Annotated in this window: 20 protein-coding genes; 11 read left to right on the top strand and 9 right to left on the bottom strand. The window is 39.6% G+C overall.

The annotated features are described in order from the left end of the window. The first annotated feature begins 87 nt into the window (after window positions 1-87). From MSVAZ_RS03670 to MSVAZ_RS03630, 8 genes are all read left to right on the top strand, one after another. Complete coding sequence (locus MSVAZ_RS03670) at window positions 88-1,674, top strand: IS1634 family transposase (protein ID WP_048118206.1); 1,587 nt, start codon at window positions 88-90, stop codon at window positions 1,672-1,674. A gap of 534 nt (window positions 1,675-2,208) precedes the next feature. Further along, entirely contained in the window at window positions 2,209-4,731 is a 2,523-nt protein-coding gene (locus tag MSVAZ_RS03665) for an oligosaccharyl transferase, archaeosortase A system-associated (protein ID WP_048118204.1), read from the top strand. A gap of 179 nt (window positions 4,732-4,910) precedes the next feature. Beyond that, complete coding sequence (gene hacB / locus MSVAZ_RS03660; protein ID WP_048118202.1) at window positions 4,911-5,408, top strand: homoaconitase small subunit; 498 nt, start codon at window positions 4,911-4,913, stop codon at window positions 5,406-5,408. Between the two features lie 287 nt (window positions 5,409-5,695). Next, complete coding sequence (locus MSVAZ_RS03655; RefSeq protein ID WP_048118200.1) at window positions 5,696-6,574, top strand: DUF7714 family protein; 879 nt, start codon at window positions 5,696-5,698, stop codon at window positions 6,572-6,574. A gap of 739 nt (window positions 6,575-7,313) precedes the next feature. Continuing rightward, complete coding sequence (locus MSVAZ_RS03650) at window positions 7,314-7,715, top strand: hypothetical protein (protein ID WP_048118198.1); 402 nt, start codon at window positions 7,314-7,316, stop codon at window positions 7,713-7,715. A 559-nt stretch (window positions 7,716-8,274) separates the two neighbouring features. Continuing rightward, a complete protein-coding gene (locus MSVAZ_RS03640) occupies window positions 8,275-8,835 on the top strand; it encodes a manganese efflux pump MntP (RefSeq protein ID WP_048118192.1) in 561 nt (186 codons plus the stop codon). A 64-nt stretch (window positions 8,836-8,899) separates the two neighbouring features. Beyond that, window positions 8,900-9,892, top strand: coding sequence for an isocitrate/isopropylmalate dehydrogenase family protein (locus MSVAZ_RS03635; protein WP_048118189.1), 993 nt, complete (start codon window positions 8,900-8,902; stop codon window positions 9,890-9,892). A gap of 250 nt (window positions 9,893-10,142) precedes the next feature. Beyond that, the gene (locus MSVAZ_RS03630) at window positions 10,143-10,778 is read left to right on the top strand and encodes a cyclase family protein (protein WP_048118186.1); all 636 of its coding nucleotides are present in this window, start codon (window positions 10,143-10,145) and stop codon (window positions 10,776-10,778) included. A gap of 656 nt (window positions 10,779-11,434) precedes the next feature. Here the strand turns inward: MSVAZ_RS03630 and MSVAZ_RS19990 are convergent. The 6 genes from MSVAZ_RS19990 to MSVAZ_RS03605 form a co-directional block, all read right to left on the bottom strand. Beyond that, the gene (locus MSVAZ_RS19990; RefSeq protein ID WP_156150947.1) at window positions 11,435-11,572 is read right to left on the bottom strand and encodes a hypothetical protein; all 138 of its coding nucleotides are present in this window, start codon (window positions 11,570-11,572) and stop codon (window positions 11,435-11,437) included. A 210-nt stretch (window positions 11,573-11,782) separates the two neighbouring features. Then, window positions 11,783-12,991, bottom strand: coding sequence for an FprA family A-type flavoprotein (locus tag MSVAZ_RS03625; RefSeq protein ID WP_048118184.1), 1,209 nt, complete (start codon window positions 12,989-12,991; stop codon window positions 11,783-11,785). Window positions 12,992-13,012: 21 nt separating this feature from the next. After that, complete coding sequence (locus MSVAZ_RS03620; RefSeq protein ID WP_048118182.1) at window positions 13,013-13,519, bottom strand: ferritin family protein; 507 nt, start codon at window positions 13,517-13,519, stop codon at window positions 13,013-13,015. Window positions 13,520-13,574: 55 nt separating this feature from the next. Beyond that, window positions 13,575-14,210, bottom strand: a complete 636-nt coding sequence (gene afpA, locus MSVAZ_RS03615; protein ID WP_048118180.1) for an archaeoflavoprotein AfpA — start codon at window positions 14,208-14,210, stop codon at window positions 13,575-13,577. 93 nt (window positions 14,211-14,303) lie between these two features. Further along, window positions 14,304-14,987, bottom strand: a complete 684-nt coding sequence (locus MSVAZ_RS03610; protein WP_048118178.1) for a flavodoxin family protein — start codon at window positions 14,985-14,987, stop codon at window positions 14,304-14,306. A 694-nt stretch (window positions 14,988-15,681) separates the two neighbouring features. Then, on the bottom strand, window positions 15,682-16,578 hold the full coding sequence (locus MSVAZ_RS03605; RefSeq protein WP_048118175.1) for a right-handed parallel beta-helix repeat-containing protein: 897 nt from the start codon (window positions 16,576-16,578) through the stop codon (window positions 15,682-15,684). 1,795 nt (window positions 16,579-18,373) lie between these two features. Here MSVAZ_RS03605 and mer point away from each other — a divergent pair. From mer to MSVAZ_RS03590, 3 genes are all read left to right on the top strand, one after another. Further along, window positions 18,374-19,360, top strand: a complete 987-nt coding sequence (gene mer, locus MSVAZ_RS03600) for a 5,10-methylenetetrahydromethanopterin reductase (RefSeq protein WP_048118172.1) — start codon at window positions 18,374-18,376, stop codon at window positions 19,358-19,360. 102 nt (window positions 19,361-19,462) lie between these two features. After that, window positions 19,463-20,503: a F420H2 dehydrogenase subunit FpoF gene (fpoF, locus tag MSVAZ_RS03595; protein ID WP_048118169.1), complete on the top strand. Its 1,041-nt coding sequence runs from the start codon at window positions 19,463-19,465 to the stop codon at window positions 20,501-20,503. A gap of 85 nt (window positions 20,504-20,588) precedes the next feature. Continuing rightward, on the top strand, window positions 20,589-21,110 hold the full coding sequence (locus tag MSVAZ_RS03590) for a nicotinamide-nucleotide adenylyltransferase (RefSeq protein ID WP_048118165.1): 522 nt from the start codon (window positions 20,589-20,591) through the stop codon (window positions 21,108-21,110). A 1,310-nt stretch (window positions 21,111-22,420) separates the two neighbouring features. On the opposite strand, the gene MSVAZ_RS03585 is transcribed toward MSVAZ_RS03590, so the two are convergent. The 3 genes from MSVAZ_RS03585 to MSVAZ_RS03575 form a co-directional block, all read right to left on the bottom strand. Next, a complete protein-coding gene (locus tag MSVAZ_RS03585) occupies window positions 22,421-22,969 on the bottom strand; it encodes an adenylate kinase family protein (protein WP_048118162.1) in 549 nt (182 codons plus the stop codon). 246 nt (window positions 22,970-23,215) lie between these two features. Then, the gene (locus MSVAZ_RS03580; RefSeq protein WP_048118158.1) at window positions 23,216-23,446 is read right to left on the bottom strand and encodes a cytochrome b5 domain-containing protein; all 231 of its coding nucleotides are present in this window, start codon (window positions 23,444-23,446) and stop codon (window positions 23,216-23,218) included. A 129-nt stretch (window positions 23,447-23,575) separates the two neighbouring features. Next, a complete protein-coding gene (locus MSVAZ_RS03575; protein ID WP_332310034.1) occupies window positions 23,576-25,591 on the bottom strand; it encodes a thioredoxin domain-containing protein in 2,016 nt (671 codons plus the stop codon). Window positions 25,592-25,639: the final 48 nt, after the last annotated feature.

The following is a 25,639-nucleotide window of genomic DNA, read 5'->3' as shown; positions in this document are numbered from 1 at the left end:
TTCGTGTGCAGATGCATACTAACTTACTCATTTCCAAACAACAATTCAAAAACTATCTATACTATTATGCGCTTATTATATAAGCGCATGAAGTCTATCCTCCGCATCAAGAAAATAAATGGAATTGAGTACTGGTACGAAGATATTCCTTATTACGATAAGGAAAAGAAACAAATTCGCCATAAATCCAAATATGTTGGCAGAAACATAAACGGTAAACCTGTTAGAGTTCGTGACGCATTAAACTCTTCCGATGAAATCGTGCAAGATGAGACTTCTTTCGTTTCCAGCAAACCTGTAAATGCTTATAACTATGGTGAGTTCCTTCCATTACAGAAAATAGTAGAAGAACTCAAAATTGAAGAATATCTTGGTGATCTGTTCAATGAAAAAGACAGGAACATGATACTTTCAATAGCACTTAATCGTGTAATTCGTCCTACAGCTATGTATAACCTTAAAACCTGGTATGAGAATTCTGTTCTTTCTCTCCAGTGGCCTGAGTTACCCTTGAAAAGTCAAAACATCAGTAATCTACTTGCAAAAGTAGGTAATAGCGACATTCCATCCATGTTTATGGGTAAAATGTTTAGAAATCTTGGGACAAAACGCACATTAATGTACGATCTTACCAGTTTATCGAGCTACTCACAACTAATTAATCTTCTTGAATACGGATACAATAGAGACAATTGCGATCTTCCTCAAATAAATCTCTCCATGATTATGGATAAGGAAAAAGGAATTCCGGTGATGTATGACATCTATCCTGGAAGTATTGTAGACGTTACAACTCTTAAAAATACTCTAAAAAAGATAGAAGCTCATGGAATGGAAAACTATACACTGGTAATGGATAGAGGCTTTTTCAGCAAGGGAAACATTGAGGAATTAGTAAGGGAAAAGATTCCTTTTATTATGCCAGCTACAATGGCACTTAAAAGTGTCAAAGAGCTTATGAGTTCAGTACAAAAAGACATCGAAAGTCCGGAATATCTTCATAAGTTTCACAAAAAACCAATATTTGTAAAGCCAGTGACTCTTGAGGAAAAGGAATTCAAGATCAATGGATACTGTTTCTATGATCCAAAGAGAGAAATGGAAGAAAAAAGCACATTTTACTCCCGTCTTTATGATATGAAGGAAAAACTGGAAGAAACAGCAATACCAGGATGGAGAAATGCGGCAGAGGTGTTCAAAGAGAGAGCAAGGGAAATGGCAAGTTTCTATTCGTGGAAAAAGATAGATGACCATTTCAAAATCAATATCAAGAAAAATGCAGTATCGCAGAGAATAAACAGAATGGGAAAGTTTTTCCTTTTTTATTATGGAGAACGTGATTGGGTAGAATGTCTCACTTACTACAGAGAAAGAGATATTGTTGAGAAAGGATTCAAAGTAATGAAAAATGATATTCAGTCGCTTCCACTAAACACAAACAAAGATTCAACAACAAAGGGATTCATTTTTGTCTGCTTTATCGGACTAATTATTAGAATGAAGCTACTGAGTATGATGAAGGAAACAAAAATTATTGAGGATTATACAGTAGAGAGTTTACTTTTAGAGCTTGAGAAGATCAGAAAAGTAGAACTGCAAAATGGAGAGGTAATAGTTACAGAACTCACAAGAAAGCAAAAAGAAATTATGGAAAAATTGAATTTATGCGCTTAAAAAAGCGGAAGTCAGGTTTTATTCATTTCACCTTATTTTATTCATTCACCTTATTTTATTCATTTTACCTTATTTGATGTCTTTATTTTTATTTTTATCTTTTTTGGAAATGATTGTTCTATAGATATTTTTGAAGTAGCCTCCACCTTTCCAGAATGATTGTTTTTTATATATTCACAGGTTACATATACTTTTATATACTATTAATAAAGTTATTTTATATGTCAAAGGGCCTCTTAAAGTGGAACAATAACATTGCAGCGTCTTAGAAGACTTACTAATGTTTCGAAGTAGACAGTTGTAGAGAGACTGTAGTCGGGAAAGAAAAGTAACTCTCCTCCAGGAATACTGAACCTCTTGAAGACTGTTCTGACGACTCAATATGAAAAATGCATGAAGTTTCCGAAAATGGATAAGCAGGATTATAACTAATCAGACTGATTTGCCTGCATAGGATAATATTATCTATTTGATTTTCTTCTTCCACAAATTATATATTTAATTGAAAAAACTTACCTCTTAAAGGGGATTATTATGAGTTCTCAGGATCATCCTGTATCATCATTTCAAAACAAAATCAAATCCAGCTGGCCTTATACTTTGGCAGTTGCGATAATTGGCTTTATATCTCTGTGGGTCAGAACACTTCCTTCAGATTCGGTGTTCTTATCCGATGGATCCGTAAAGTTTGCGACCAACGATGCCTGGTACCATATGCGTACCTTATTCGTCCTGCTTGAAAATTACCCACACAGGATGTTTTTCAATCCCATGACCAACTATCCTAACGGGAGTTACATACATTTCGGCCCATTGTTCGACCAAATGATGGCCATAACCTCCCTGATTCTTGGAATGGGACATCCCAGTTCTCAACTGGTTTATACAGTAGGAGCTTATTTTCCTGCCGTGCTCGGAGCCCTTGCTGTCATTCCGGTTTACTACATTGGAAAATATCTTGGGGGGCATAAAACCGGGATTCTGGCTGCGATTCTGATAGCATTTGCTCCAGGGCAGTTTCTGACCCGTTCACTGATTGGTTTTACAGACCATCATGTCGCTGAATCACTATTCAGTACTTTCTTCATGATGTTTTTCATGCTGGCCTTGATTTCAGCAAAGGAGAAAAAACTTCATTTTGAAGATGTGTTCAATAAGAAATTCAATGTCCTGAAAGAACCTTTTATATACTCGGTTATGGCTGGAATAATGTATTCAGCCTACCAGCTTTGCTGGCCAGGAGGCTCGCTATTCTTATTAATTGTACTTGTTTACGCTATATTCCAGTATATCTTGGACAATTTCCGGAATGAATCCAGCGACTACCTTGGGTTTACAGGCATAGTCACCTGCTTAGTAAGTACAATCCTTATCCTTCCCTTTGTCCACCCTGACATGGGGTTTTCTCTGTACTATTACTCCTGGTTCCATGTTATCACATCCCTTGGGACAATGGCAGGTTTTGCGGCTTTGAGCCTTATTGAAAGGGAATTCAAAAGAAAGCAAATGACGGCTTATTACTACCCTCTGCTAATCCTCGGAGCTGGTATTCTCGGGCTTATATGTATCAAGGTTTTATCTCCATCCCTTTATTCCCTGATTATAAACGCTCCGAGCACTGTTTTTGGGATTCAACAGGGAGGGCCTTCGACAATTGGTGAAGCTACTTCCATATTTTACAGTAGTGGTGTCTTTACCCTTTCTAAAGCTTTCTCAAATTTCACTACTACGGGATTTCTCGCTTCTATTCTAGGAATGCTTATTCTGGCTGCAAATCTGTTTAGAAGACCAAAGCCTCAGGAATTTCTGCTTCTTGTCTGGAGTTTCTTTATTCTCCTTGCAATTTACGGCCAGAACCGTTTTGCATATTACTATTCAATAAACGTTTCAATCCTGAGTGCATATCTGGGAGGATTGTTACTTGAAAAAGTAAAATGGGGTGAACTTGACCAGAAGTTCAAAAGTACTGTAAAGTCACCCGCAGATATTCCAGAGGCATTGAAATTCTTCAAAGTACAGCAGATTCTAGCAGTCCTGCTTATAGCGGTATTTCTAATTTATCCGGTATATGCATATGCAATGCTATATGCAGTTGGCTCAAATGAGCCCAATGAGCCCTGGATGGAAGCTTGTACCTGGCTTCGCTCAAACACCCCGGACCCTGGGATGGACTACAATGCCACTTATGAAGCCCCGATAAACGGAGAACTTTTCAATTATCCTGATACTGCATATGGTGTTATGTCCTGGTGGGACTACGGGCACTATATAGAGACAATAGGGCACAGGATGCCGAATGCGAACCCGTTCCAGGCAGGAATAGGAGGTCGCAGGGCAAGTATTAACGAGACAAACCAACCAGGTGCAGCAACCTTCTTCACAGCTCCATCTGAAAAAGAAGCAAGTGCAATACTTGAAGCCATAGACCCAAGGTCCGACAAAGCAGGATCACGATATATAATGTCTGATGCCAGAATGGCTACAGAAATATTCGGGGCAATGCCTGCCTGGACTCTTGATACTGATGGGTATTATCAGGCTTACTGGACAGGTAGCCAATATCAGAACATACCTTCTACCCGATATTTTAATTCCATGGAAGCAAAACTGCATATTTTTGACGGAAATGGCTTGAAACAGTACCGTATGGTCCACGAGACTGAGGCCTATCAAACTGACGAGGCCGGGTATAAACAGGTATACAATTACTTCTACGGAGGTAAACTCTCTGAAGTAGATACCGGCTATGTCAAGATCTTCGAGTACGTCAAGGGTGCAAATATAACAGGCACGGCATCCCCCAATGAAACCGTGAATATAAACACGACAATTCTTACAAATCAGGGAAGGACCTTTGGATACTCACAGTCAACAACTGCAGATTCACAGGGCAGGTATGAATTTACAGTGCCTTATTCGACCGATGGTCCGAGTACAGGCGAAACAAAGTTTGATACCGCACCTTCAGGACCCTATGTAGTGAGCTATGGAGATACGACAAAAGAAGTGAAAGTAAGTGAAGAAGCCGTATTAAAAGGAGAAGAAGTAAAGGTATAAGCTACGGAGTGTACTATTACTCACTCCACTCACCTTTATTTCTACTTCTTTTTCCTTTGCTTTTATTTTTAGGTTATATCTTTTCAACTTTATTTTTAGGTAAGGTCTGCAGACTTTTATTTTATTTTCCCGCTATCTAGATATACTATTAAAAAAACCTACTTCGCAGGTGAATTGCGATGAAAAACCCTATCATAGGCCGAATCTGGAAATTCGGAAACGATATCGATACAGACGTAATTATTCCTGGTAAATACCTGCGAACCAAAGATATGCAGGTCTTTGCAGCTCATGCAATGGAAGGCATTGACCCCGAGTTTGCAAAAAAAGTAAAACCAGGGGATATTATTGTAGCAGGCAGCAATTTTGGCTGCGGCTCTTCAAGAGAACAGGCTCCCCTTGCTTTAAAACATGCAGGTATAGCCTGCGTTGTCGCAAAATCTTTCGCGAGGATCTTTTTCCGAAATGCAATCAATGTAGGGTTACCTCTTATTGAAGCCGATATAGATTGCCAGGAGGGCGATGAGGTCAGAGTTGATCTGCTAAAAGGCGAGGTTACAGTTTCGGATAAAGGCACATTCAGGGGAAACAAATTGCCGGATTTCCTTCTCCAGATACTTGCTGACGGCGGGCTTGTAGCCCATAGAAAAAAAATCCAGGGTGAGCAAAAAGAATAATTAGTCCTGTAAATATCAAAATATGAAAAGTACACTGAAATGTACACCGAAAAGTACACCGAAATGTACACCGGAAACATATCGGAAATGAATTAAATTTGATAATTACTAAAATAATAGTAATCCAGAACGGAAATCCAGAACGGAAATCCAGAACAGTAACCTATGGTCACACCTGTAATTGTTGCAATAAAAAGTTCATTTTATCTCAGTTGAGTAGCTGCATTATTTAGCCTTGTGACTATAGAATCAACAACCCAAAAAATCATCCAAAACAACCGATATCTATGCTTTTTCCTGATGAGTATAAGTATGTGGGAGTAACAAAATCCTTCTGCCCGGGCACTGAAGAGCCTATCTATTTTCTTACTGACTATCTGATTACAGAAAAGGAAAATCCTCAGACAGGCAACTACGAATATGCAGTTTATCACGTAAAAAAAAGCGGAGAGGGACTGCTCAGGAAAGTTGAAGCTCTCGAAAAAATAGCCTCACGAGAAGAGGTGGTAAAGTATGACAGGGAATTAAACATAAAAAACCGCACACTCCTGATCGAGACTGCAGAAAAGCTCTGTACCGGCAAAGTGAACACGGTAATTTTTACAGGTATGGATAGGCATGTTACTTTTGTTCATGCCCCTGACCTTTCAAGCATTCTTGAGCTAGAAATCCTTGACGTTGCTCCCCCTTATCCGTCCTGGCTTTCTCTTGTTGTGAGAAGGCTCGAAGCCAGTGGAATTTTCGGGGACCTCCAGGTCAGGTTTACTGAAAAGGTAATTGACCTCAGGCGTTTTGAAGGAAAAAATACGGTTTTTCCATGCAGCGCGTCTGGACTCGAAGGCAAGTGCCTGGATTCGGATGTGCTCACAGAAAATGGACATTTACTCGTAGGATGCGAGATTTCAAAGACTCTTTTTGAGATGCGTTTTCCTGAATTAGAGTATTCTTTTATAAACATCTGTCCTTTCAAGTCCGAAATAGTTGTGCCCTCAAAATCCTTTATTACTCGCTGCTGCAGGTCTGAAAATTCAGGGCTTGTAAAGATTTCGGGCTTTGATGGAGCTGTAGTTCACTGGGGTGCATCGGAGTACCAGGTTGCTGAAGCTATCCGAAAACTTGTAAACAGCCTCAGGCAGGGTTCAGAGGATCTAAATAGCCAGGTATAATAGTGTTCACAAATTAAACTGCAGGCCTGCTAAGTTTACTTGAGGAAACTTACACTGGAAACTGGTAATTGAAAAAACTGCCTGCGCGAAATTCAATTTACTTATTTTATACCTTTTTTTGAATAGTAGTGCTGCCTGCTCCTATCTTCCCATTTTCATCAACTATTGATAAATCCGAAACTGATCTTGCAAGAAGTATAAGGGCTCTTCGTTGTTTTGTGTGGATATCCTCATAATATTCTCATAAAAACCAATGCGGTCTTGAGTTGAAAATCATCTTATCCATACGGAATAGCGAAGAGCCATAATGTCTTCATAAAAACCAATGCGGTCTCGAATTGAAAATAATCTTATCCACAGGGAATGAGGAAGAACCGATATAAGACACGCAAGTAACACGCACTTATGAATTGTCGTGTCAGGGGAAAGAGCAGGACTCATGTTATTTTTTTGTCAGTAACAATCTTTTGTGTAAGAATCTGATCAACTTTTATTAATTATATTCTTATGTCTAAATCATAAGATTTTTTATTATATATACATAAGTTCAGTATTAATAGAAATTCTTGACTAAATTTAGAAAAAGTTATAATCTATGAAGGTCATCCTTTTAAAGGATCATTTACTAGCGACGCTCGTAATTGAGGAGATTTGAGGGGAACATCAAAGATTTAAGTGACTCATGTAATCGGAAACGGGTAGCCTATTACATAACAAAATTAAGCCTGGGGGTAATGCTATGCTTTTGCTCACGATTGTATGGATTGTTGGATTCGTTGTGGGGGTTTTCTTGCTGAAGTTTGTGTTTGTAAAGGTTGCGGTACAGGCTTCACTTGCTTATAACACAATCATTGGACGTAATATTCAAGGGAAGTATCAACAGGTGAATGTGATACCAGATTTGGTTAAAACTCTCGCTGACAGCAACATATACCAGCGTTATTCGCTTGATCCGCTGCGTGTTGTAAAATATCCGGCGTTTTATAGAAAAGGCTTTAAGTTTTTTGATGGAGATCAGTATAAATATGCTATTTATTATGAAGGCAACGGTAAATATACGGTATATAGAAAAGTAAGGGCAGGAATATCGGGCAATAAAACAAAAACAGTGGTTAAGGAAAAATCTAAAATTAAGGTGTGAGCAGAACTAAGATGTGAGCAGAACTAAGATGTGAGCAGATTTATTTAACCGAAGTGCTGCCAGGGATTGCCAATATGTATGAGCAGAACTAAGGTATGAGCAAAGTGAAAATATTCATACAGTAGTTTAATTCAAACACTGTCTCTTCTAATCATGTTACGCAGACCTTTAGGGCTTAGTCTGCCTGAAGTTTGATGAGATCTATTATCCCTTATACTCTCAAAAAGTATTTTTCATTAGTTGCCTGCACAGAAGACATAGTTTTAAATCTGATTGTATATTTATTGGATCATTAAAAGGGTAATAACCAGGAATACAGATATTTTGAGGATTTCAAGTCTCAAATGTACTCATGTACTGAAGCTCTAATTACCCCTAAATCAGGTGTAAAATCTCAAATTATCCATAAATTATATTTTAAAGCTCTAATTATTCATAAATCAGGTGTAAAAACATTAACTATCCCTAAATTATATACTAAAAGTTTAACTATCCCGAAAAATCTCATTTATAAAATGAAGAAAAATCTCATTTATAAAACGAAACTGGAGTTCACCTAATGTCTTTCCTGACTAACTTCCTTTTAGGGCTCGGACTTTCAATGGATGCATTTGCAGTTTCCATGTCCAGCAGCACTACTATACGGCCTTTTCAACTAAAGGATGCACTGAAGCTTGCCTTCTTTTTTGGAGGATTTCAGGCTTTTATGCCTGTGCTGGGCTGGATTGGAGGGAGCGCAGTAAGTGGCTTTGTATCAAACTATGCTCCCTGGATTGCTTTTGGGCTTCTGGCCTTTATCGGAGGCAAAATGATTTATGAGGCTCTTTACGGAGACCCGGATGGGAAGATAAATTCCCTCAATTATCCGGTGCTTCTGATGCTCGCAATCGCTACAAGTATAGATGCCCTTGCCGTGGGAATTAGCTTTGCTTTTCTAAATACTCCTATCCTTGAACCTGTGATTATAATAGGTTGTGTGACCTTTTTCATGTCTTTTTGCGGAGCAGTCCTGGGGTACAGAATAGGTCATTTTTTTGAGCACGAAGTCGAGATTATTGGAGGACTTATTCTCATCGGGATTGGTGGAAAAATCCTTGCCGAACATCTGCTCTGGATCTGACAAATCCTGGAAGTCTCAAAAAGTTACGCCAGATTCATATACCCCTAACTAAGATGCAGTTAATATGAGACTGGCTGTAATCGAAGGTGATGGTATAGGCAGGGAAGTAATCCCTGCGGCTGTTAAAGTCCTTGATGCTTTCGGGCTTGAGTTTGAAAAAGTACCCCTGGAGCTTGGCTATACCCGGTGGGAAAGGACAGGAACTGCAATATCAAATGATGATCTGGAAACTATAAAAGAGTGCGATGCTGTCCTTTTTGGGGCAATTACTACTGTGCCGGACCCGAATTACAAAAGCGTGCTCCTGACTATACGAAAGGAACTTGATCTGTATGCTAATGTCAGGCCTGTAAAACCTCTGCCCGGTATAACAGGAGTTACCGGGAGAAACGATTTCGATTTTATTATTGTCAGGGAAAACACTGAAGGGCTGTACTCGGGAATTGAAGAAATAGGGCCCGAAATCTCCTGGACGAAAAGAGTTGTCACCCGGAAAGGTTCCGAGCGGATTGCAGAATATGCCTGTAAGCTTGCAAAGAAAAGAAAGAACAAGCTGACTATTGTCCATAAATCCAATGTCCTGAAATCCGACAAGCTTTTCCTCGATGTTTGCAGGCAAACCGCCAGTGCTAACGGCGTGGAATATGAGGATATGCTGGTTGACTCGATGGCTTACAACCTTATTATGCACCCTGAAAGGTATGACATTGTGGTTACAACGAACCTCTTTGGAGATATTTTGAGTGATATGTGCGCAGCCCTTGTAGGAAGTCTCGGCCTTGTCCCAAGCGCCAATATAGGGGAGAAATATGCCTTCTTCGAACCTGTGCACGGGAGCGCACCTGACATTGCCGGAAAGGGCATTGCAAACCCGCTTGCTGCAATCCTCTGTGTAAAGATGCTGCTCGAATGGATGGGAGAACCTCGATCTCAAATTATCGATGAGGCAATAACCAATGTACTCCAAAAGAAAATCATCACTCCTGACCTCGGAGGGACGGCAAGCACAATGGAAGTCGGAAACGCGGTTGCGGAATATGTGAGGAACAATATGTGAGGAACAACATACAGGATCAGTGCAACTCAAACTAGTAAAACCAGTTAAACCTGGTAAAATCAGCTAAGCCTGGTAAAATTAGTTTAACCTGGTAAAACCAGTTCAACCTAGTAAAATTAGTTCAACCGGGTAGGATAGACCCCTCCTGCCAGAGGAGAGTTTTTAATGTTTTAAACCCTTTTTTATAATAAAGCGCAGTTACATTTTTATCAAAAATGACTGCACTTAAATACGGATTTATCGCTAACGAATGAATGGGGGTTTCATTCTGCGTCAATTTTTCGATATCTCACTGCCTATTACGGAAGAAATGGTTGTATATCCGAGAAAGCCCAGACCTTCTATTAAGAGGTATGCCTCCGTCCCAAGGGATAAGGTAAACGAGTCTATCCTGACTATGGGAAGCCATACAGGCACTCATGTAGAATCCAAACTGCATCTAAGAAATGGTAGAGAAAGCACTGCTGACCTGCCTCTTGATCATTTTTATGGAAAATGCAGGGTTTTTGATCTCACGCTTGTGGAAAGTGAAATTCACAGTCAGGATCTTGAAGAGTTTGAAATCGGGCCTGAAGAGATAGTGCTTCTCAAGACCAGAAACTCGGCCCTTGGGTACGTGAAATTCCTTGAGAATTATGTACACCTTAAAATGGACGCAGCTGAATACCTCGTCAATGCCGGAATCAAAACACTGGGATTTGATTACCTGAGCATCAAGAAACCCGATGGGGACGACGAGGTCCGTGAACTGCTTATAAATAATACGACTTTGTTTTTAGGGCTCAACCTTGCCGGCATTCCTGAAGGGGAATATACGTTCGTAGGTCTGCCTCTCCGTATAGATACGGACGGAGCTCCGGCGAGAGTGATACTCATTAAAGAATAATACACTTAACGACAAAGATCAGGAAAAAATAGTAACATGTGATTACAGCAGATACCAAAAAGTTAGAAGGGCAATATTCCGGTTTCAAGAAAACGTTCCAGTTTAAATTTGTCGCCCAATCTTGTTTTCTATTTTGACTGATTTCTATTGTTTTCAATGGTTATAAAAAATTGAATTCAAAATTTGTCCTGTGGAATTGGGATAGAAATCGCAGGTCTAAATGGAACCGGTTGAAAAGTAAGTTTCTCTCCGCCTTTAATTTTCGTCGGAATTTCTTCGTGTTTTCGATTTTTTTCTGACTTTTCTTGAAGTTTACGTCTCAGTTGGTCTGTTCTTGAGATTTACTTGTATGATCTGTTCTTGAGATCCACTTCAATTGACTTATTTTGAAACTTACTTCTCAACATTCCAGTTCTTTAGAGGTTTTAGTTCTTTAGAGGTTTTACATCATTTTGATTCGCAGTTTTTAATTTGAAGTTTTTGATTCGCAGTTTTTGATTCGCAGTTTTTGATTCGCAGTTTTTGATTCGCAGTTTTTGATTCGCAGTTTTTGATTCGCAGTTTTTGATTCACAGTTTTTGATTCGCAGCTTTTCAATCCGCAGTTTTTGATTATATGATTCAAGCGCTTCCAAGATAGTAGTCAATAATCCTGTTTTATATACTCATTACTGGTGCCTTTTGTTTAAGTATAGACATATCTTCAAACTGTACTGAGGGATTTATGTTTCTGTAACTTTCAAACTGCTCATAATACTGAGCACGCTCGATCAATCCTTTGAATATTTCCTCCATTGTATTCACCTCTATTTACAAAAACTACGTCAGTACTTATTAACCTCAGCCTAGCAGAGTGAAAGTATTTCTTGCAGAAAGTCCGGCAAAAATTCCAGGCTATACGGCTATTGAGGCTGAAAACCTTTCCGGAAGGTTTTCAAAAAATGGAGTCAAAAAATGAAAACCGCTAAGAAAAAAATGTTAAATGGAGAGCCGAGATAAAATAATTTAATACTTTTTTGCGGTAGCTGCAAGCTGCTCTCCAAGCTTTTTGCAGTTCAACAGTTCTTTTTCATATGGTCTGTACTTTACCTGCAACCCGGGACCAATCACTTCAATTCCTGCGCTTTTTAGTTCCTGTTCTATGGTTTTTACTGCTCCTCCTCCCCAGCCATAGGACCCGAATGCCACAGCTTTTTTCTTCTGGGGGCGCAGGCCTTTGAGATATACCAGGAAGTCACCGACCGTTGGAAAGAGCCCATTATTAAGAGTCGGTGAACCTACTGCAAAGGCGGCTGCATCAAGCATCTCTTTCATGATATCACTCCTCGAGCTTTTTCGAAGATTCAGCAGTTTTACCTCCACACCTGCGGCTCGGACAGCTTCGACAATTTCGTTTGCCATTATTTCTGTGCTGCCCCACATGGTATCATATATCACAAGCACTTTTTCTTTTACCTCTCCGTCAGCCCACGATTTGTAAGCCTCAAGGATCTTCGGCAGATCCCGTTTCCATAGAATTCCGTGAGAAGGAGCTATCTGCAAGGGGTCTATTTCCAACTTGTTTAATAACCCAAGATAACGAAGAAGCGGCAGACGAAAAGGCATGAGAATGTTTGCGTAGTACTCGGCTGCCTCAGGAAGGACATCTCCCACTTCGAAATCATACCTTTTTGAGGTTGCTATATGCTGCCCAAAACCATCGTTTGAAAAGAGGATCCTGTCTTCTTTCAGAAAAGTCTCCATACTGTCAGGCCAGTGCAGCATTGTAGCTTCCAGGAACAGAAGAGTTTTGCCACCCAGATCCAGCTGGTCGCCTGTCTTCACAACCTCAAGGTCCCAGTTCTCACTACCCGAGCCCTTGAAGTAACCGTTAAGGATATCAACGCCCTTTTTTGTAATGAGTATTTTAGCATCGGTTTGTTTTTTAAGCTCTGCCAGAGAACCTGAGTGGTCAAGTTCCATATGGTTTACTACAATGTAGTCGAGTTTTGAAGGGTCTATAACCTGACTAATGCGTCTGAGCATCTCCCCTGCAAAGGGAGATTTTACCGTATCTATAAGTGCGGTCTTTTCCCCAACGACCAGGTAAGAGTTGTAGGTTGTCCCTCCGGGAGTTGTAAATCCGTGAAAATCTCTTCCGTTCCAATCAATTGCTCCTACCCAGTATACACCACTGGAGAGTTCAACGACTCCACCTGTTTCTTCTGCATCCATATTCGCATCTCGTCTGGTTTTTCAGGTCTGCATCCGGAAACTGGTAATCTCTTCCAGGAACTGGTCAATTAACTCGTAATGACTTCTTTCGTAACCTGCCAGCATCTCGAAGAAATTTTTCAGGCTTTCGTCATCGACCATTTTTGCGACTTCCAGATAGAAATCTTCACTTTTTCTCTCGTGCCTGAGAGCTGCAACAAGGATTCCCGCATCTCCAAGCGTAATCTCTCCACCTTTTATGCGCCCCATATCAAACTCAGGGGTGAAAGACTGGCTACTCGGAATTTCCGTACTGGTTACAGGCAGCTCATTTTGATCCCGATATTTTTCAAGATAGCCAAGATGTTTTACCTCTTCATTTGCCAGATACTCGTAGAGTTCCTTAAATTTCGGTTTGTCCATTAAAGCAGCTTTACTAAAGTAGAAGTCTCTTGCCGCTGTTTCCCTCTCAATTGCCAGAGCTACGGCTTCTTCAATTCCTTTCAGATTTTTTACTTCCTCTACTACATTTTGATACGTACTTTTCATACCTCTTACCCCCTCTGATAACTTATCTCTTCAGATTACCCGAGTTTTAAAGTTTTTATATTTTGGTTTCTTCCTTAGTTTTCTTCTTTTTTCGTTCTTTCACTTTCAGGATTATATCTTCAGTAGGTCGCTCAAGCCCGAATATGTCATAAATCTCGTAAGGGCTCTCAAGCACCGTGATATTTTCCATTTGTGCAAGTTTTTCCGAGTTTTGAACATCTACTTCGCGCATATTAAGTTCAAAGGCTCTGCCACTTGGCGCAGAGGTTTTTACACTCCCTCTTTTCTGGTCTACAGGCAGGATAAAAATAGGTGTTTGTCCTTTCCCAGTCTGAGAAACTGCGTTTGTAACAAGAGTATCTGCAATCCCATACACAATTTTTGCCACGGTATTGGCAGTTGCCGGGGCGATCAATAAGAAATCGTAGTATCCCATCTGCAATGGGCCTGCAATGAACGGGGAGTTAGGGCCTGCATCCACCTTGAAGTTAGGAAAGTCGTTCTGGATTTTATCCCAGAGATGATACCATTTCATTACGGTCTCGCCCTCTTTAGAGAGGAAAACCATTGCTTCAACATTTGTTCGGTTTTTAATGTCCACCAGAATGCTGTAGGTCTCAATCATCTGGTCTCCCGAACCTGTTATTCCCCATGCTATTCGCTTGATGTTCTTGTTTAATGGTTCTACCAAAATAACTCCTCCTTAACTGGTTCTGACAAATCATGGAATTATTTATCTTCCTGATTAACCTGAATCCTGAAAATCCATCTTCCAAAATTTACATCATTTGCTTTCTTCTTTTTGCATTTCAGACGACTGGGGTTTGGATTCCATTCCCGAAGAAGTATTTTTTACAAGCTGGGTTGTCTGGACAAGTTTTTTCAGAGTTCTTCTAAGGCTTCTCATGCCTTCGGAATCTTCTGAGACTCCTTCTTCCCCTTTGTCCTTCGACCAGAATGTCCCCCCCAGGTTAGCTCCGAAAGAGCCTCCTCCCACAGGTATCATTTCGTTGATTACATAAAAGTTCAGGATTGCCTGGATTGCCAGTTCCTGTCCCCCTATCCTATCTCCTCCGTCTGCAATGCCCATTCCAACTTTATTCAAAAAAACCTTTGGGTTTTTGGCAACTACAGCCCTGCATCTATCCATAATTGTTTTGGTCTGAGCGCTCAGTGTTCCCTGATAAACAGGAGTTCCGATAATCCAGGCGTCTGCCCAGATCATTTTGTCGTATAGCTCGGCTGAAATATCATCCTTGTGAATGCAGCCTTCCTTTGTTTTTAAACAGAAGTCGCAGTGGATGCAAAAGTTCAGCTTTTTCCCTTTTGCGGAAAAGTAATCGGTTTCTGCACCATATTTTTCTTCCGCAATTTTCAGTGCTTCCCGGACCAGAAAATCGGTTGCCATATTTCTGGGACTTCCGGATATTCCGAGAATTCGTATAGGTTTGGCTTCGGTTTCTTGCATGTCCCCCTCCGAATTATAAGTAAAATTATGTATATAAGCAAATATATCTATATGTTGGTATATCTTTCGGGTAAATAATTTTATGCCTGAATAGTTATATGCTTGAATTTTTTTAATTTTTCCCTTTACAGCTTAAGTCTTCTGTATAGCGCTATCGGGGGGAGGAATAAGCAAATTGTTCCGTCTCCGAGGATTGTATTTTCCTTTTTCAGGATTAACTGCCACGCAAATCAAGGATATATTGAAAGTCTCTTCACCGAAAAGTTTATCTAGATATTATTGAGAAGCCGACCTATTAAGTTCCAAAAACTGAGTAAGTATGAGACGTCATGAAGCATTCGTCCGGAAACGTGACGCACTCAAGAAAACAAAAACAGGTATTATGTGATTTGAAACAAAACAAACGCCAAACAAACAGGTGATTTCGAACAAACAGGTGATTTCGAACAAAATAGATGATCTCGAACAAAGAGGAATATTACAAGAAAAAGCTGTTAATCTAGATGTAAAAAAGCCAGATATCTTTAGTACAAGATAATAGAAATCTAGAAGTTCACAGGAAAACAGCCAATTTTTAACTCATGATCTTATTTAATCCTGAATTAATCCTGAATTAATCCTGATCTTATATTAAGAAAATAAATTGGATTGACTCTCAGTTGACGAACTGAGAGTTTCCCAATAAGAAAATATCTTATCCACAGTTTTCAATTCTGTTGTCGTGGATATTTACACCAGTTTCTTTTGTATTTAAGTGCACCACTGCAGGGGCAGGTAAGTCATGGAAATAGTTGCCAGAAGCTTCTATGTTTTTAAGAGTTCCCTGTAGTTCCAGACCTGCGTATCCACCACCGGAAGTAGTACATTCATTGTTTTTCATGACCCCGTTGGTAACGGAATCGAATCTAACGGACGAATTAGTCCGGTTGATAAAGTTACAATTCTTAACTGTGATGCCGTTTACATGATAGGCATATACACCATCGTGTCCACATTTGTTTACAGTTACGGAATCTATCACTACATTGTTGGATTGTGAAATGAGCATTGCATCATTACATCCATTCTGGAACGTAACATCCTGAATTGTTAATCCGTTGCAGTTTACTATAGTTGCCATGTTATAACAGGAGGTTCCGAGCCTGACACCAGAATAATAGTCGGACTGGCTGCCATCAACAGTTATGCCTTTTATTGTAACACCGCTTGCAGAACTGCCTCTAACCATAAGCATGGCTTTCTTCTCTGAAATACTGCTCTCACGCCCACCCCAGACTGGTAGTCCTTTGGCAAGCTTAATCTTTGTACCGGAATCTCCTTCAAGGACTGTGTTACTGCCAATCCGGAGAGAATCGCTTATATCATATGTGAACGGGCCTTTAAGGTGGACAATTGTGCCCGGGTTTTGTGCAGCAAATTCAAGGGCCTGGTTAATCTGGACATCATCGGCTTTTCCATCACAATTGTAGTCTCCACTTCCGTCTCCAGCAACAGTTACTACCTTTGTACTCTGAGCGCCTAACGCAGCCGGTACAGTTGTTAAAATAAGGCATGTTACCAGGAATAGGGTTCCTAGTTGTCTTTTTTGCATCGTATCACCTTTGGGTTGGATTTTTATAGGGATTAAGTGAAATCAAAAAACATACAGTAAGGTACTTTTTTCCCAAATATTCTCAAAATTTCATATTACGTACTCGTAATACTTACTTTTCCGAACTAATCTAATCAGGTAGGGATTTTGAATTCTTGAATAGAACTCTCTGATCAGGCCGGCTCTATACGGGTATTCAGATTCCTATTACGTCTGCGTAATATTTTTTGAACCTATCCAATTCGGTTCTCTGCGATTTAGTGGGGCGGACACGTTGCACACAGAGTATCCACTCTCCAATAACGTATAGGGATTAGTCACTGGAGGTGGCCGGAAACTAGAAGTTTTGGCTTCTACAAATTAAAACCACTACTGACCACAGGATAGTAGCCTTCTGGTCAATATCATTTTATCTAATACGGCCTTTAGCCAGATCAACTCTCTTTTTTAGAAAGTTTTGATTTATCATTATTGAATTTCTGAGTTGACACTCCTGGTTATGTGATCCTATTATAAAATATTTTTGGTATTATATTAAATAAATTTATATTGTACATAATTATTTAAGGATATTTCAGGTGTTTAAGGAACAGAGAAGTAAAATATTACAAAGGGAATTTAAATAAGTAGTTTAAATAAAAATAATAAAAATGATTTTATAAAATATACCGAAGAATCTCTGAAACAAAGACCATATTATCCTATAGATTTTGATGTTGATTTTATTTATGTGTTAAACTATTAACAGACTAATTACTGACAAGAACCAGCCATAAACGCAAATAGCTTGAAACTGAACCCCATAAATGAGATTAACTCTAAATGAATAACTCTAAATGAATAACTCTAAATGCATAACTCTAAATGCGTAACTCTAAATGCATTCATTGCAACTCAGACCTTGCCAGCTAGAAAGATATGTTGTTTCAACAGTAAAAAATGCCAGCGTAAAATGAGAATTGTTGATCTCATTTTCAGCGCTTTCCTCTAGTGTCGGGTCAACCGCAAAATGTCGTATAAAATCGATTGCAATTATTCGGAATTATTGAATCCTTGAGGATTGACTCGACACTAGTGTTATGGCAACTTAATTATTGAGCATAAATGTTGATAGCTTTTCATCAACAGATAGCGATTCAGAGTTAACATGTAACCAATAACTATATTTTCAAGACATTAGTTATTCTTATGTCAAAGTTGAACCCCTCGAAGAGTTCATTTGCACAATTCATACAGTTAATATTCGCCTGATCGCTGCGGAATTTTCGTTGCATGGCATTTTCCAATATAAACCTTTTGGCCAATTTGAAAGAATAGTTTTCTTCGAAAAAGCCCAGTTTCTGTTCATGATTCAAGTCAGTACAGTTCGAAACTGTGGTTTCAAGTGCCAGTTTCTGGAAAAGTTTTTAAGGTATTAGGACTTACGCACTTGAAGCACAAAACAATAGCATAAAACCCATAGCTTTTTAAAAATAAAACAGTAATTATGACGTTTACTACACTTGATTTGCAGCATAAGTGCTTAAGTTCCAGGTATGATTATCTTTCTTTATTGATTTAGGCTTGAAAAATACTGAGGAAGAACAAATAATAAACCGTTTTTATGAAGATGCTTTTATATAATTTGATTAATACAGTTAATTATATATAGACTCTTAAATACTGTTATGTGAAATCATATAAGGTTTATAATTAATGTCTATTATAATGGATATTAATTATTATTTAAAAAATATATTTTGGGGACAAAAAACGACCCATTTAATTAATAGACAGTAATCAGGAGTAACTTGAGATGAAGTTCGGAATCGAATTTGTGCCGAGCGATCCCGCCTTAAAGATCGCATATTACGCAAAGCTCTCAGAACAGCAGGGATTCGACCATGTCTGGATCACTGACCACTACAACAACCGTGATGTGTACTCCACTCTTACCGTTCTTGCCCTGAACACAAACAGTATCAAGATCGGTTCCGGTGTTACAAACTCCTACACCAGAAACCCCGCAATTACTGCATCCAGCATTGCCTCAATTGCCGAGATCTCAGGCGGAAGGGCAGTTCTCGGCCTTGGGCCTGGAGACAAAGCGACCTTCGATGCCATGGGCATTGCATGGGAAAAGCCTCTCGCAACCACCAAAGAAGCAATCCAGGCAATTAGAGGCTTTATTTCAGGCCAGAAGGTCTCTATGGAAGGAGAAATGATTAAGTTTGCAGGTGCCAAGCTCGCTTTCAAAGCTGGAGATGTCCCTATATACATGGGTGCTCAGGGCCCCAAGATGCTTGAACTTGCCGGTGAGATCGCAGACGGAGTCCTTATTAATGCTTCCCACCCGAAAGATTTCGAAGTAGCTGTAGAACAGATTAAGAAGGGAGCCGAAAAAGCCGGCCGTGATCCAAACGAAGTTGATATTACAGCATACGCTTGTTTCTCAATTGATAAGGATCCTGTAAAAGCAGTCAATGCCGCAAAAGTAGTGGTTGCTTTCATTGTAGCAGGCTCCCCTGACCTTGTTCTCGCGAGACATGGAATTCCTGTCGAAGCCAAGAGCCAGATCGGTGCAGCTATCGCCAAGGGAGACTTCGGGGCTCTTATGGGTGGACTTGTTACCCCTCAGATGATCGAGGCCTTCTCTATCTGCGGAACTCCTGATGACTGCATGAAGAGAATCAAGGACCTTGAGACAATCGGAGTTACCCAGATTGTCGCCGGATCTCCAATAGGTCCTGACAAAGAGAAAGCAATAAAACTTATAGGTAAAGAAATCATTGCAAAGATGTAAGTTTATTACATCTTGCATAATTTTTTTTAATTTTTTCTTATTATATTTTTAAAAAACATCTTGCCGGTAAGGCAAGAATATCAAGGTGTTGGAGGTAACTAATTGCCACCAAAGATTGCAGAAGTCATTGAACATGACGTATGCGCAGCCTGTGGAGCATGCGAGGCCGTATGTCCTATAGGAGCTGTAACTGTAAAGAAGGCGGCAGAAATCCGTGATCCAAACGATCTGAGCCTGTATGAAAAAGGAGCTGGGTATCTGGTCTGCGAAGGTTGCTTAACCTGCAGCAGAATCTGTCCAGTAGTAGATGGCTTCATTGAGAATGAGCTTGCAAATGTGCGCACGTTTTTTGCCGCAAAGTCCAGGGAAAATGCTGGCAGCCAGGATGGAGGAGTTACCAGTGGTATCCTTAAGTCTCTTTTCAAGCAGGACAAAATCGACTGCGCAGTAGGAATTACTCGAAACGAAAAATGGGAACCAGAAGTCGTTTTATTGACAAGTGCTGAAGACGTTGAGAAGGTAAGAGGAACCAAGTACACTTCTGACCCGGTTGTCGCAGCGCTCCGGGAAGCCTTTGAAAAATATGATCGGATTGCAGTTGTCGGGGTGCCCTGCCAGGCCCATTCTGCGCGGCTGATCAGGGAAAATGTAAGCGAGAAAATTGTGCTTATCATCGGATTACTATGTATGGAAAGTTTTTATCATGACGTAATGCTTGATAAAATAATCCCGGAGATTATGAAAGTCAAGATCGAAGACGTCAGAAAGATGGAGTTCACTAAAGGTAAATTCTGGGTCTACACCAGTGACGGCGAGGTTCACTCCGTGCCTATTAAGGATGTAGCCAAATATGCCAGAAACCCCTGCCATCACTGCTGTGATTACACTTCAGTCTTTGCCGACATTTCTGTAGGCTCCGTTGGTGCTCCGGATGGATGGAACTCGGTCTTTATAAGGACAGATATCGGAGAGGAATACTTCGATATGGTCCGCGAAGAAATGGAGATCATGGAAGATCCCAAGCCTGGCCTTGAGCTTGTAAGAAAGCTTATTGATATGAAGCGCAAAAATAATGCTGAACATTTCAAAGAGGTCTGCAAAGAGTTCAGCTTTGAGACAGGAATCCGTGACGAAACTGTATGAAATCAGAAATCCGTGACGAAACTGTATGAAATCAGAATATATAGAGAATAAATAACAAGTGTATCGTTGGAGGTTGAAATACGGGATGACGCGAGCTTTTTATATTGGACGTTTTCAACCGTATCATTTTGGTCACCATACCATAATCAAGCAGATTGCGGAAGAAGTTGATGAGCTGGTTGTAGGCATAGGAAGTGCTCAGAAAAGTCACGAATCAACTGACCCATTTACGGCAGGAGAAAGGGTTTTGATGGTGTACAACGCGCTTGAAAATCTCCCAATCCGACACTATGTTCTTCCTATTGAAGATATCAAGTATAACTCTATCTGGGTCCATCACGTTGCGTCCCGAACGCCTCATTTTGAAGTAGTATACTCGAATAATCCGCTGGTTATTCAGCTCTTCCAAGAGGCTGGAGTTTGCGTAAAACAATCTCCTCTTTATATCCGGGAAAGATATTCAGGAACTGAGATTCGGAGACGAATGGTTGCAGGGGAAAAATGGGAACACCTTGTTCCAAAGTCAGTCGTCGAAGTGATAAAGGAAATAGACGGAGTAACCCGCCTCAGGAACGTTTCAGCCAGCGATAACAATTCTTCCTTATAAAAGTGGTTACTCTTATGACGTTTGTATAATCACTTTGAAATCTTTCTAGATTCAGTATAGCTTCTCTTCAGTTGTTATTTTTCTTACTTTTAGTCTTTCTTATTTTTGTTTGTTCTTTATATTTCATCTTCCATTATTATTTCAACCTTCTTTCCATTTTTCTGTTCTCTTTAGGAATGATGAAAATATAACTTCAAATTTGCAGTTCAGGAATAGATACATAATTTCATTATCTCAAATCTGTGTGTAGATTATTCGGTGACAACTGCATAGTCTACACATAACTATTTGTCTCTATCCAGGTATTGCTGACACTCTGTGACTTTTTTTAATAAGTCCACACAGTCAACAGTTGCAAGTAAATTAAAGAGAAAATGTTTAATAAAAGGAGTGACTATTTCTAATTGTGAACTCTTGTAACTTTTTCGCAAAGATGTTGGATCATTTTCTATGTGTTTTGTAATACTGCGTTTTAATTTTTAACCTTAATTTGACATATAAGGTTAATTACTGAAATTGATGCTAATACTGAGCACATTGAAGAGTACCTATATTTTCGAAGAAGTAAGAGGTAAATAAAAACATACAATAGACTGTTTATTTTTTAACTGTTTGTTAAGAAATAGCATAGAAAGATCACTCAATCATATGAAAATATATCTCCCTGCTAAATCGGGGGTTTTAATCCGGAAGAGTATATTTTCATCACCAGTGAAAATCGGACTTAAAAATCGATATCTTTGAATATTTTATGGTTGAGTGTATACTATGGAGGGTATAAAATGAGAAGAACTTTATTCAAGACAATATGTATTTTTACGTTGCTCTTCTTTGTCATGTCAATGACAGGAGCAGCCGCATTCAACACCTCATGCAATAAGAACAAGTGTAAAACAGATGCAATAAACGATACATTCAATTGTAAATGCAAGTCTTGTTGCTATAACGTGCTGAGTAATGACAAAGGATGCAACCTTAAAGTTACATCTACAGGATGCTTTACTACCAAACTGGGCGGCAAGGTATGTATGAAGAGTAACGGTAAATTCTGCTACACAAAGCCAGCGAGTTGCAAAAAATCTTGTATTGACAGTTTCAAATACTGTGTAAAAGGTAAGGATGGAAAAACCGATTGTGCAATCGTTAAGATTAAAGTCAGATGCTAAAAATGTTCATCAGGCGATTGTCCTGCCTGTTGTAACGGAGCAATTTAAGGGAAAAGGAAGTGTTAATCTTCCGGGGATCCAGTCCCCACATCCCTTACCAATTTCCTCCTCTATTTAATTCAGAAATAATCAAGTTCCAAACAATTAAGGAACAAGATCAATCCAATCAATTGATCCGGGTTTATAGTCCAACAATTCTTCTTCACTGCCACTTAAAATATGATCTACTATTTTTTCTATGTGTTGTCCTGTCTCTTCAATGCTCTTTCCTGTTGTATTTATCTCAAAAACATTCTTACACCATTCAAAGGCTTCAACCAGGATCACATCGAGAGCTTCGGCCTCAATATTTTCCCTTATTTTCTCTTCCGAATAGCCACGCTCTTCCAGCCTTAATTTTAACTCAGCAGGATACAGCCTAAGTACAATCACGATATCTGCGATGTAATGGGCAAGATGACTCTCAAGAATTATTAGCTCATTTTCCTTTCCATTAATCATCTCTTTAAGACGCTGTCTGACAAGTTCCATATCCGCAATAACCGCATCCCTTTCCTCATCGATCTCGGTGTAAAGATGCTCTTCTTTGATCATTTCGTTAAGGTGGATTACTTTCCAGTGCCTTTTTCTTTCAAGAAACTTACTTACAGAAGTTTTTCCAGTCCCTGGCGTACCGGTGAGTCCTATTAACATGGAAAAAAGAATGGATTTATATCAATTATACTTAATGCAGCCCTTAAAAATTATTCGAAAAATATTTTTTACATAACACACCAGTCTAAATCTTCATGATACACCAGTTTTATACTTTTCTGATATGCCAGTTTTATATTTTTCTGATATGCCAGTTTTATATTTTTCTGATATGCCAGTTTTATACCTTTCGAGCAAACACTCAACAACATATTTCTAACCAAGAGATGTGTAGTTCAAACCACTTTATTCTTTCAAAGTCCCGATAACAGGAAAGTCCTTAAACATTTCAGGCCCATGAGGTGCCTCGTCTATTTCTTCAGTAAGGTCTTTTCCGGCATCGTGAAGTCCCTGGTGTATACCATCCTCCCATAAATAGCTGTCTGAGACATCATAGACCTGGCCCTGATAGGCAACATAAATCTTTCCATTTTTACCATTATACTCTGCAAGTTCTTCAAGTGTGTATTCTTTCAATTTCCATCTCTCCATTTTAATTTTAATTTTAATTTTAATTTTAATTTTAATTTTAATTTTAATTTTAATTTTAATTTTAATTTTAATTTTAATAACTCATTTGACTAAAGCTTTCAGTTTCAATTGCAGTCACACATTTAACATTCTTAACATCTCATTGACCTCAGTAGTAGGAAGTTGACATTGAAAGTTCTGGCAGACATACGCAGTAGCTTTTCCATCTATAGGAACCTGTTCTTCCGTATATTTTGCCAGCTTTGTAATTTCGGGATCCTTTCCTTCAGGTCTGAATATCAGCACTTTATTAGGAATAAAGTACGTCCAGAGTTCTTCGAGCATCTGTCCAGCGTCCGTGGATTCATGCTTTCCGGCAATTACAACTTGATAAGCTGGGCCCAGACCAAAATCAAGAGCTGATAAGAACTGCGTATACCCGGAGGGGATTTTTTTGATGAGTTTTGAAAAAGCGCGTTCAAGCCCTTGAGCTCTATCTTCCAGCTCGGAATCTGCAGTTATTCTGGAAAGCCTCAGAAGATTCAGCATCTCAATAGAATTTCCTGAAGGTATGGCTGCATCCGCAAACTCTTTTTTCCTGAAAATAAGTGACTCGCTGTCGTCAGCAGTAAAGAAAAATCCCCCCTGAACGGGATCCCAGAAGTGATTGAGAAATTCTCTGTTAAGGCAAAGGGCTGCTTTAAGATAATCCAGTTTAAATCCTGCCTCGTAAAGTTCCAGGAGTCCATGGACCAGAAATGCATAGTCATCGGCCGTTCCGGAAATACCGGATTTTCCGTCTCGATATCGATGAAGCAATCGCCCATCGGGACTGTAAAGTTTCATGAGAATGAAATCCGCAGCTTTTTCGGCAGCTTTCAGGTATCTCTCCTCGCCAAAGGCCTGGAAACCTTTTGCAAGAGCTGCAATCATAAGTCCATTCCAATCAGTTAGAATCTTGTCATCTTTTGCAGGTCTTTTACGTTTATTTCGGGATAACAGGAGTTTTTCTTTAGCCATTTTTACCCGGCTCTCAACGTCGTCAGCAGGAATATTCAGTTCGACAGCAAGCGATTCGAGAGAACGAGACATATAAAAAATATTAGTCCCGGTTTTCTTACCTCTTATTTCTTCTTCAAAGTTACCTTTTTCACTGAGATTAAACACCTTTGTAATCAGTTCTGACTCCTCGGGACTGAGAACCTTTCGGACTTCTTCTAAAGTCCAGAGATAGTACTTTCCTTCTTCCCCTTCTACATCAGCATCTTCCCCACAATAAAATCCGCCTTCCTGAGATATCAGATCTCTTAACACATAGTCAAGAATTCCTTCTGCTGCTTCCTTATACAGTCTCTTTCCGGTAACCTGATAAATTTCAGTGTATGCAGTTGCAATAAGAGCCTGGTCGTATAGCATCTTTTCAAAGTGAGGGACAACCCATGTATTATCTGTAGAGTAACGGTGAAAACCCGAACCCAGGTGGTCATGGATTCCTCCCCTGTACATATTTTCCAGGGTATATTCAACCATATGAAGAGCTTCAGGGTTCCCGCTACGTCTCCAGTATCGGAGCAAAAAGAATATTTTGTGTGGAGTAGGAAATTTGGGAGCTCTTTCGAAACCACCATATTCGTTATCAAAGGACGTCAGTAGCTCTTCATAAGCTTCCTCCATTATTGACTCCCCTATGCCTTCTCCTGCTGACTCTGAGATCATATTCTGGATCGTAAACGTGATTTTATCAGCCGACTCAAGGACCTCTTCGTGCTGCCTGTCCCAGATTTCCTCTATTCGAGGCACAAGCTCGAGCATTCCTGTCTGGCTAAAACGAGAATTTTTAGGGATATAGGTTCCTGCAAAAAAAGGCTTCATGTTTGGGGTCATGATGATATTAAGAGGCCAGCCACCTCTTCCAAGAATAATCTGGCAGACTGTCATATAAACATTGTCAATGTCCGGCCGTTCTTCGCGGTCTACTTTTATGCAAACAAAAGCCCTGTTCATGAGTCTTGCTACCTCTTCATCCTCAAATGACTCATGTGCCATTACGTGACACCAGTGGCAGGTGGAATATCCAATTGATAGAAAAATAGGTTTATTTTCTTTTCTGGCTTTCTCAAAAGCTTCTTCTCCCCAGGGATACCAGTCCACAGGATTATATGCATGCTGGAGGAGATATGGGCTCTTTTCATTTATCAG

Origin of the sequence: Methanosarcina vacuolata Z-761 (assembly GCF_000969905.1) — an archaeon.
Classification (GTDB): domain Archaea; phylum Halobacteriota; class Methanosarcinia; order Methanosarcinales; family Methanosarcinaceae; genus Methanosarcina; species Methanosarcina vacuolata.
The sequence above is the reverse complement of the archived record's forward strand: the minus strand, read 5'-3'. Positions and strand labels throughout refer to the sequence as shown.

What these genes read in the sequence shown, in the direction of transcription:
- MSVAZ_RS03625 (WP_048118184.1), bottom strand. Translation starts at nt 12,991, where the DNA reads ATGGATGCAGAAGAAACAGGTGGAGTCGTTGAACTCTCCAGTGGTGTA.
- MSVAZ_RS03655 (WP_048118200.1), top strand. Translation starts at nt 5,696, where the DNA reads ATGCTTTTTCCTGATGAGTATAAGTATGTGGGAGTAACAAAATCCTTC.
- MSVAZ_RS03665 (WP_048118204.1), top strand. Translation starts at nt 2,209, where the DNA reads ATGAGTTCTCAGGATCATCCTGTATCATCATTTCAAAACAAAATCAAA.
- MSVAZ_RS03650 (WP_048118198.1), top strand. Translation starts at nt 7,314, where the DNA reads ATGCTTTTGCTCACGATTGTATGGATTGTTGGATTCGTTGTGGGGGTT.
- MSVAZ_RS03585 (WP_048118162.1), bottom strand. Translation starts at nt 22,969, where the DNA reads ATGTTAATAGGACTCACCGGTACGCCAGGGACTGGAAAAACTTCTGTA.
- MSVAZ_RS03630 (WP_048118186.1), top strand. Translation starts at nt 10,143, where the DNA reads ATGAATGGGGGTTTCATTCTGCGTCAATTTTTCGATATCTCACTGCCT.
- hacB (WP_048118202.1), top strand. Translation starts at nt 4,911, where the DNA reads ATGAAAAACCCTATCATAGGCCGAATCTGGAAATTCGGAAACGATATC.
- MSVAZ_RS03590 (WP_048118165.1), top strand. Translation starts at nt 20,589, where the DNA reads ATGACGCGAGCTTTTTATATTGGACGTTTTCAACCGTATCATTTTGGT.
- MSVAZ_RS19990 (WP_156150947.1), bottom strand. Translation starts at nt 11,572, where the DNA reads ATGGAGGAAATATTCAAAGGATTGATCGAGCGTGCTCAGTATTATGAG.
- mer (WP_048118172.1), top strand. Translation starts at nt 18,374, where the DNA reads ATGAAGTTCGGAATCGAATTTGTGCCGAGCGATCCCGCCTTAAAGATC.
- MSVAZ_RS03635 (WP_048118189.1), top strand. Translation starts at nt 8,900, where the DNA reads ATGAGACTGGCTGTAATCGAAGGTGATGGTATAGGCAGGGAAGTAATC.
- MSVAZ_RS03670 (WP_048118206.1), top strand. Translation starts at nt 88, where the DNA reads ATGAAGTCTATCCTCCGCATCAAGAAAATAAATGGAATTGAGTACTGG.
- MSVAZ_RS03610 (WP_048118178.1), bottom strand. Translation starts at nt 14,987, where the DNA reads ATGCAAGAAACCGAAGCCAAACCTATACGAATTCTCGGAATATCCGGA.
- MSVAZ_RS03640 (WP_048118192.1), top strand. Translation starts at nt 8,275, where the DNA reads ATGTCTTTCCTGACTAACTTCCTTTTAGGGCTCGGACTTTCAATGGAT.
- MSVAZ_RS03605 (WP_048118175.1), bottom strand. Translation starts at nt 16,578, where the DNA reads ATGCAAAAAAGACAACTAGGAACCCTATTCCTGGTAACATGCCTTATT.
- MSVAZ_RS03620 (WP_048118182.1), bottom strand. Translation starts at nt 13,519, where the DNA reads ATGAAAAGTACGTATCAAAATGTAGTAGAGGAAGTAAAAAATCTGAAA.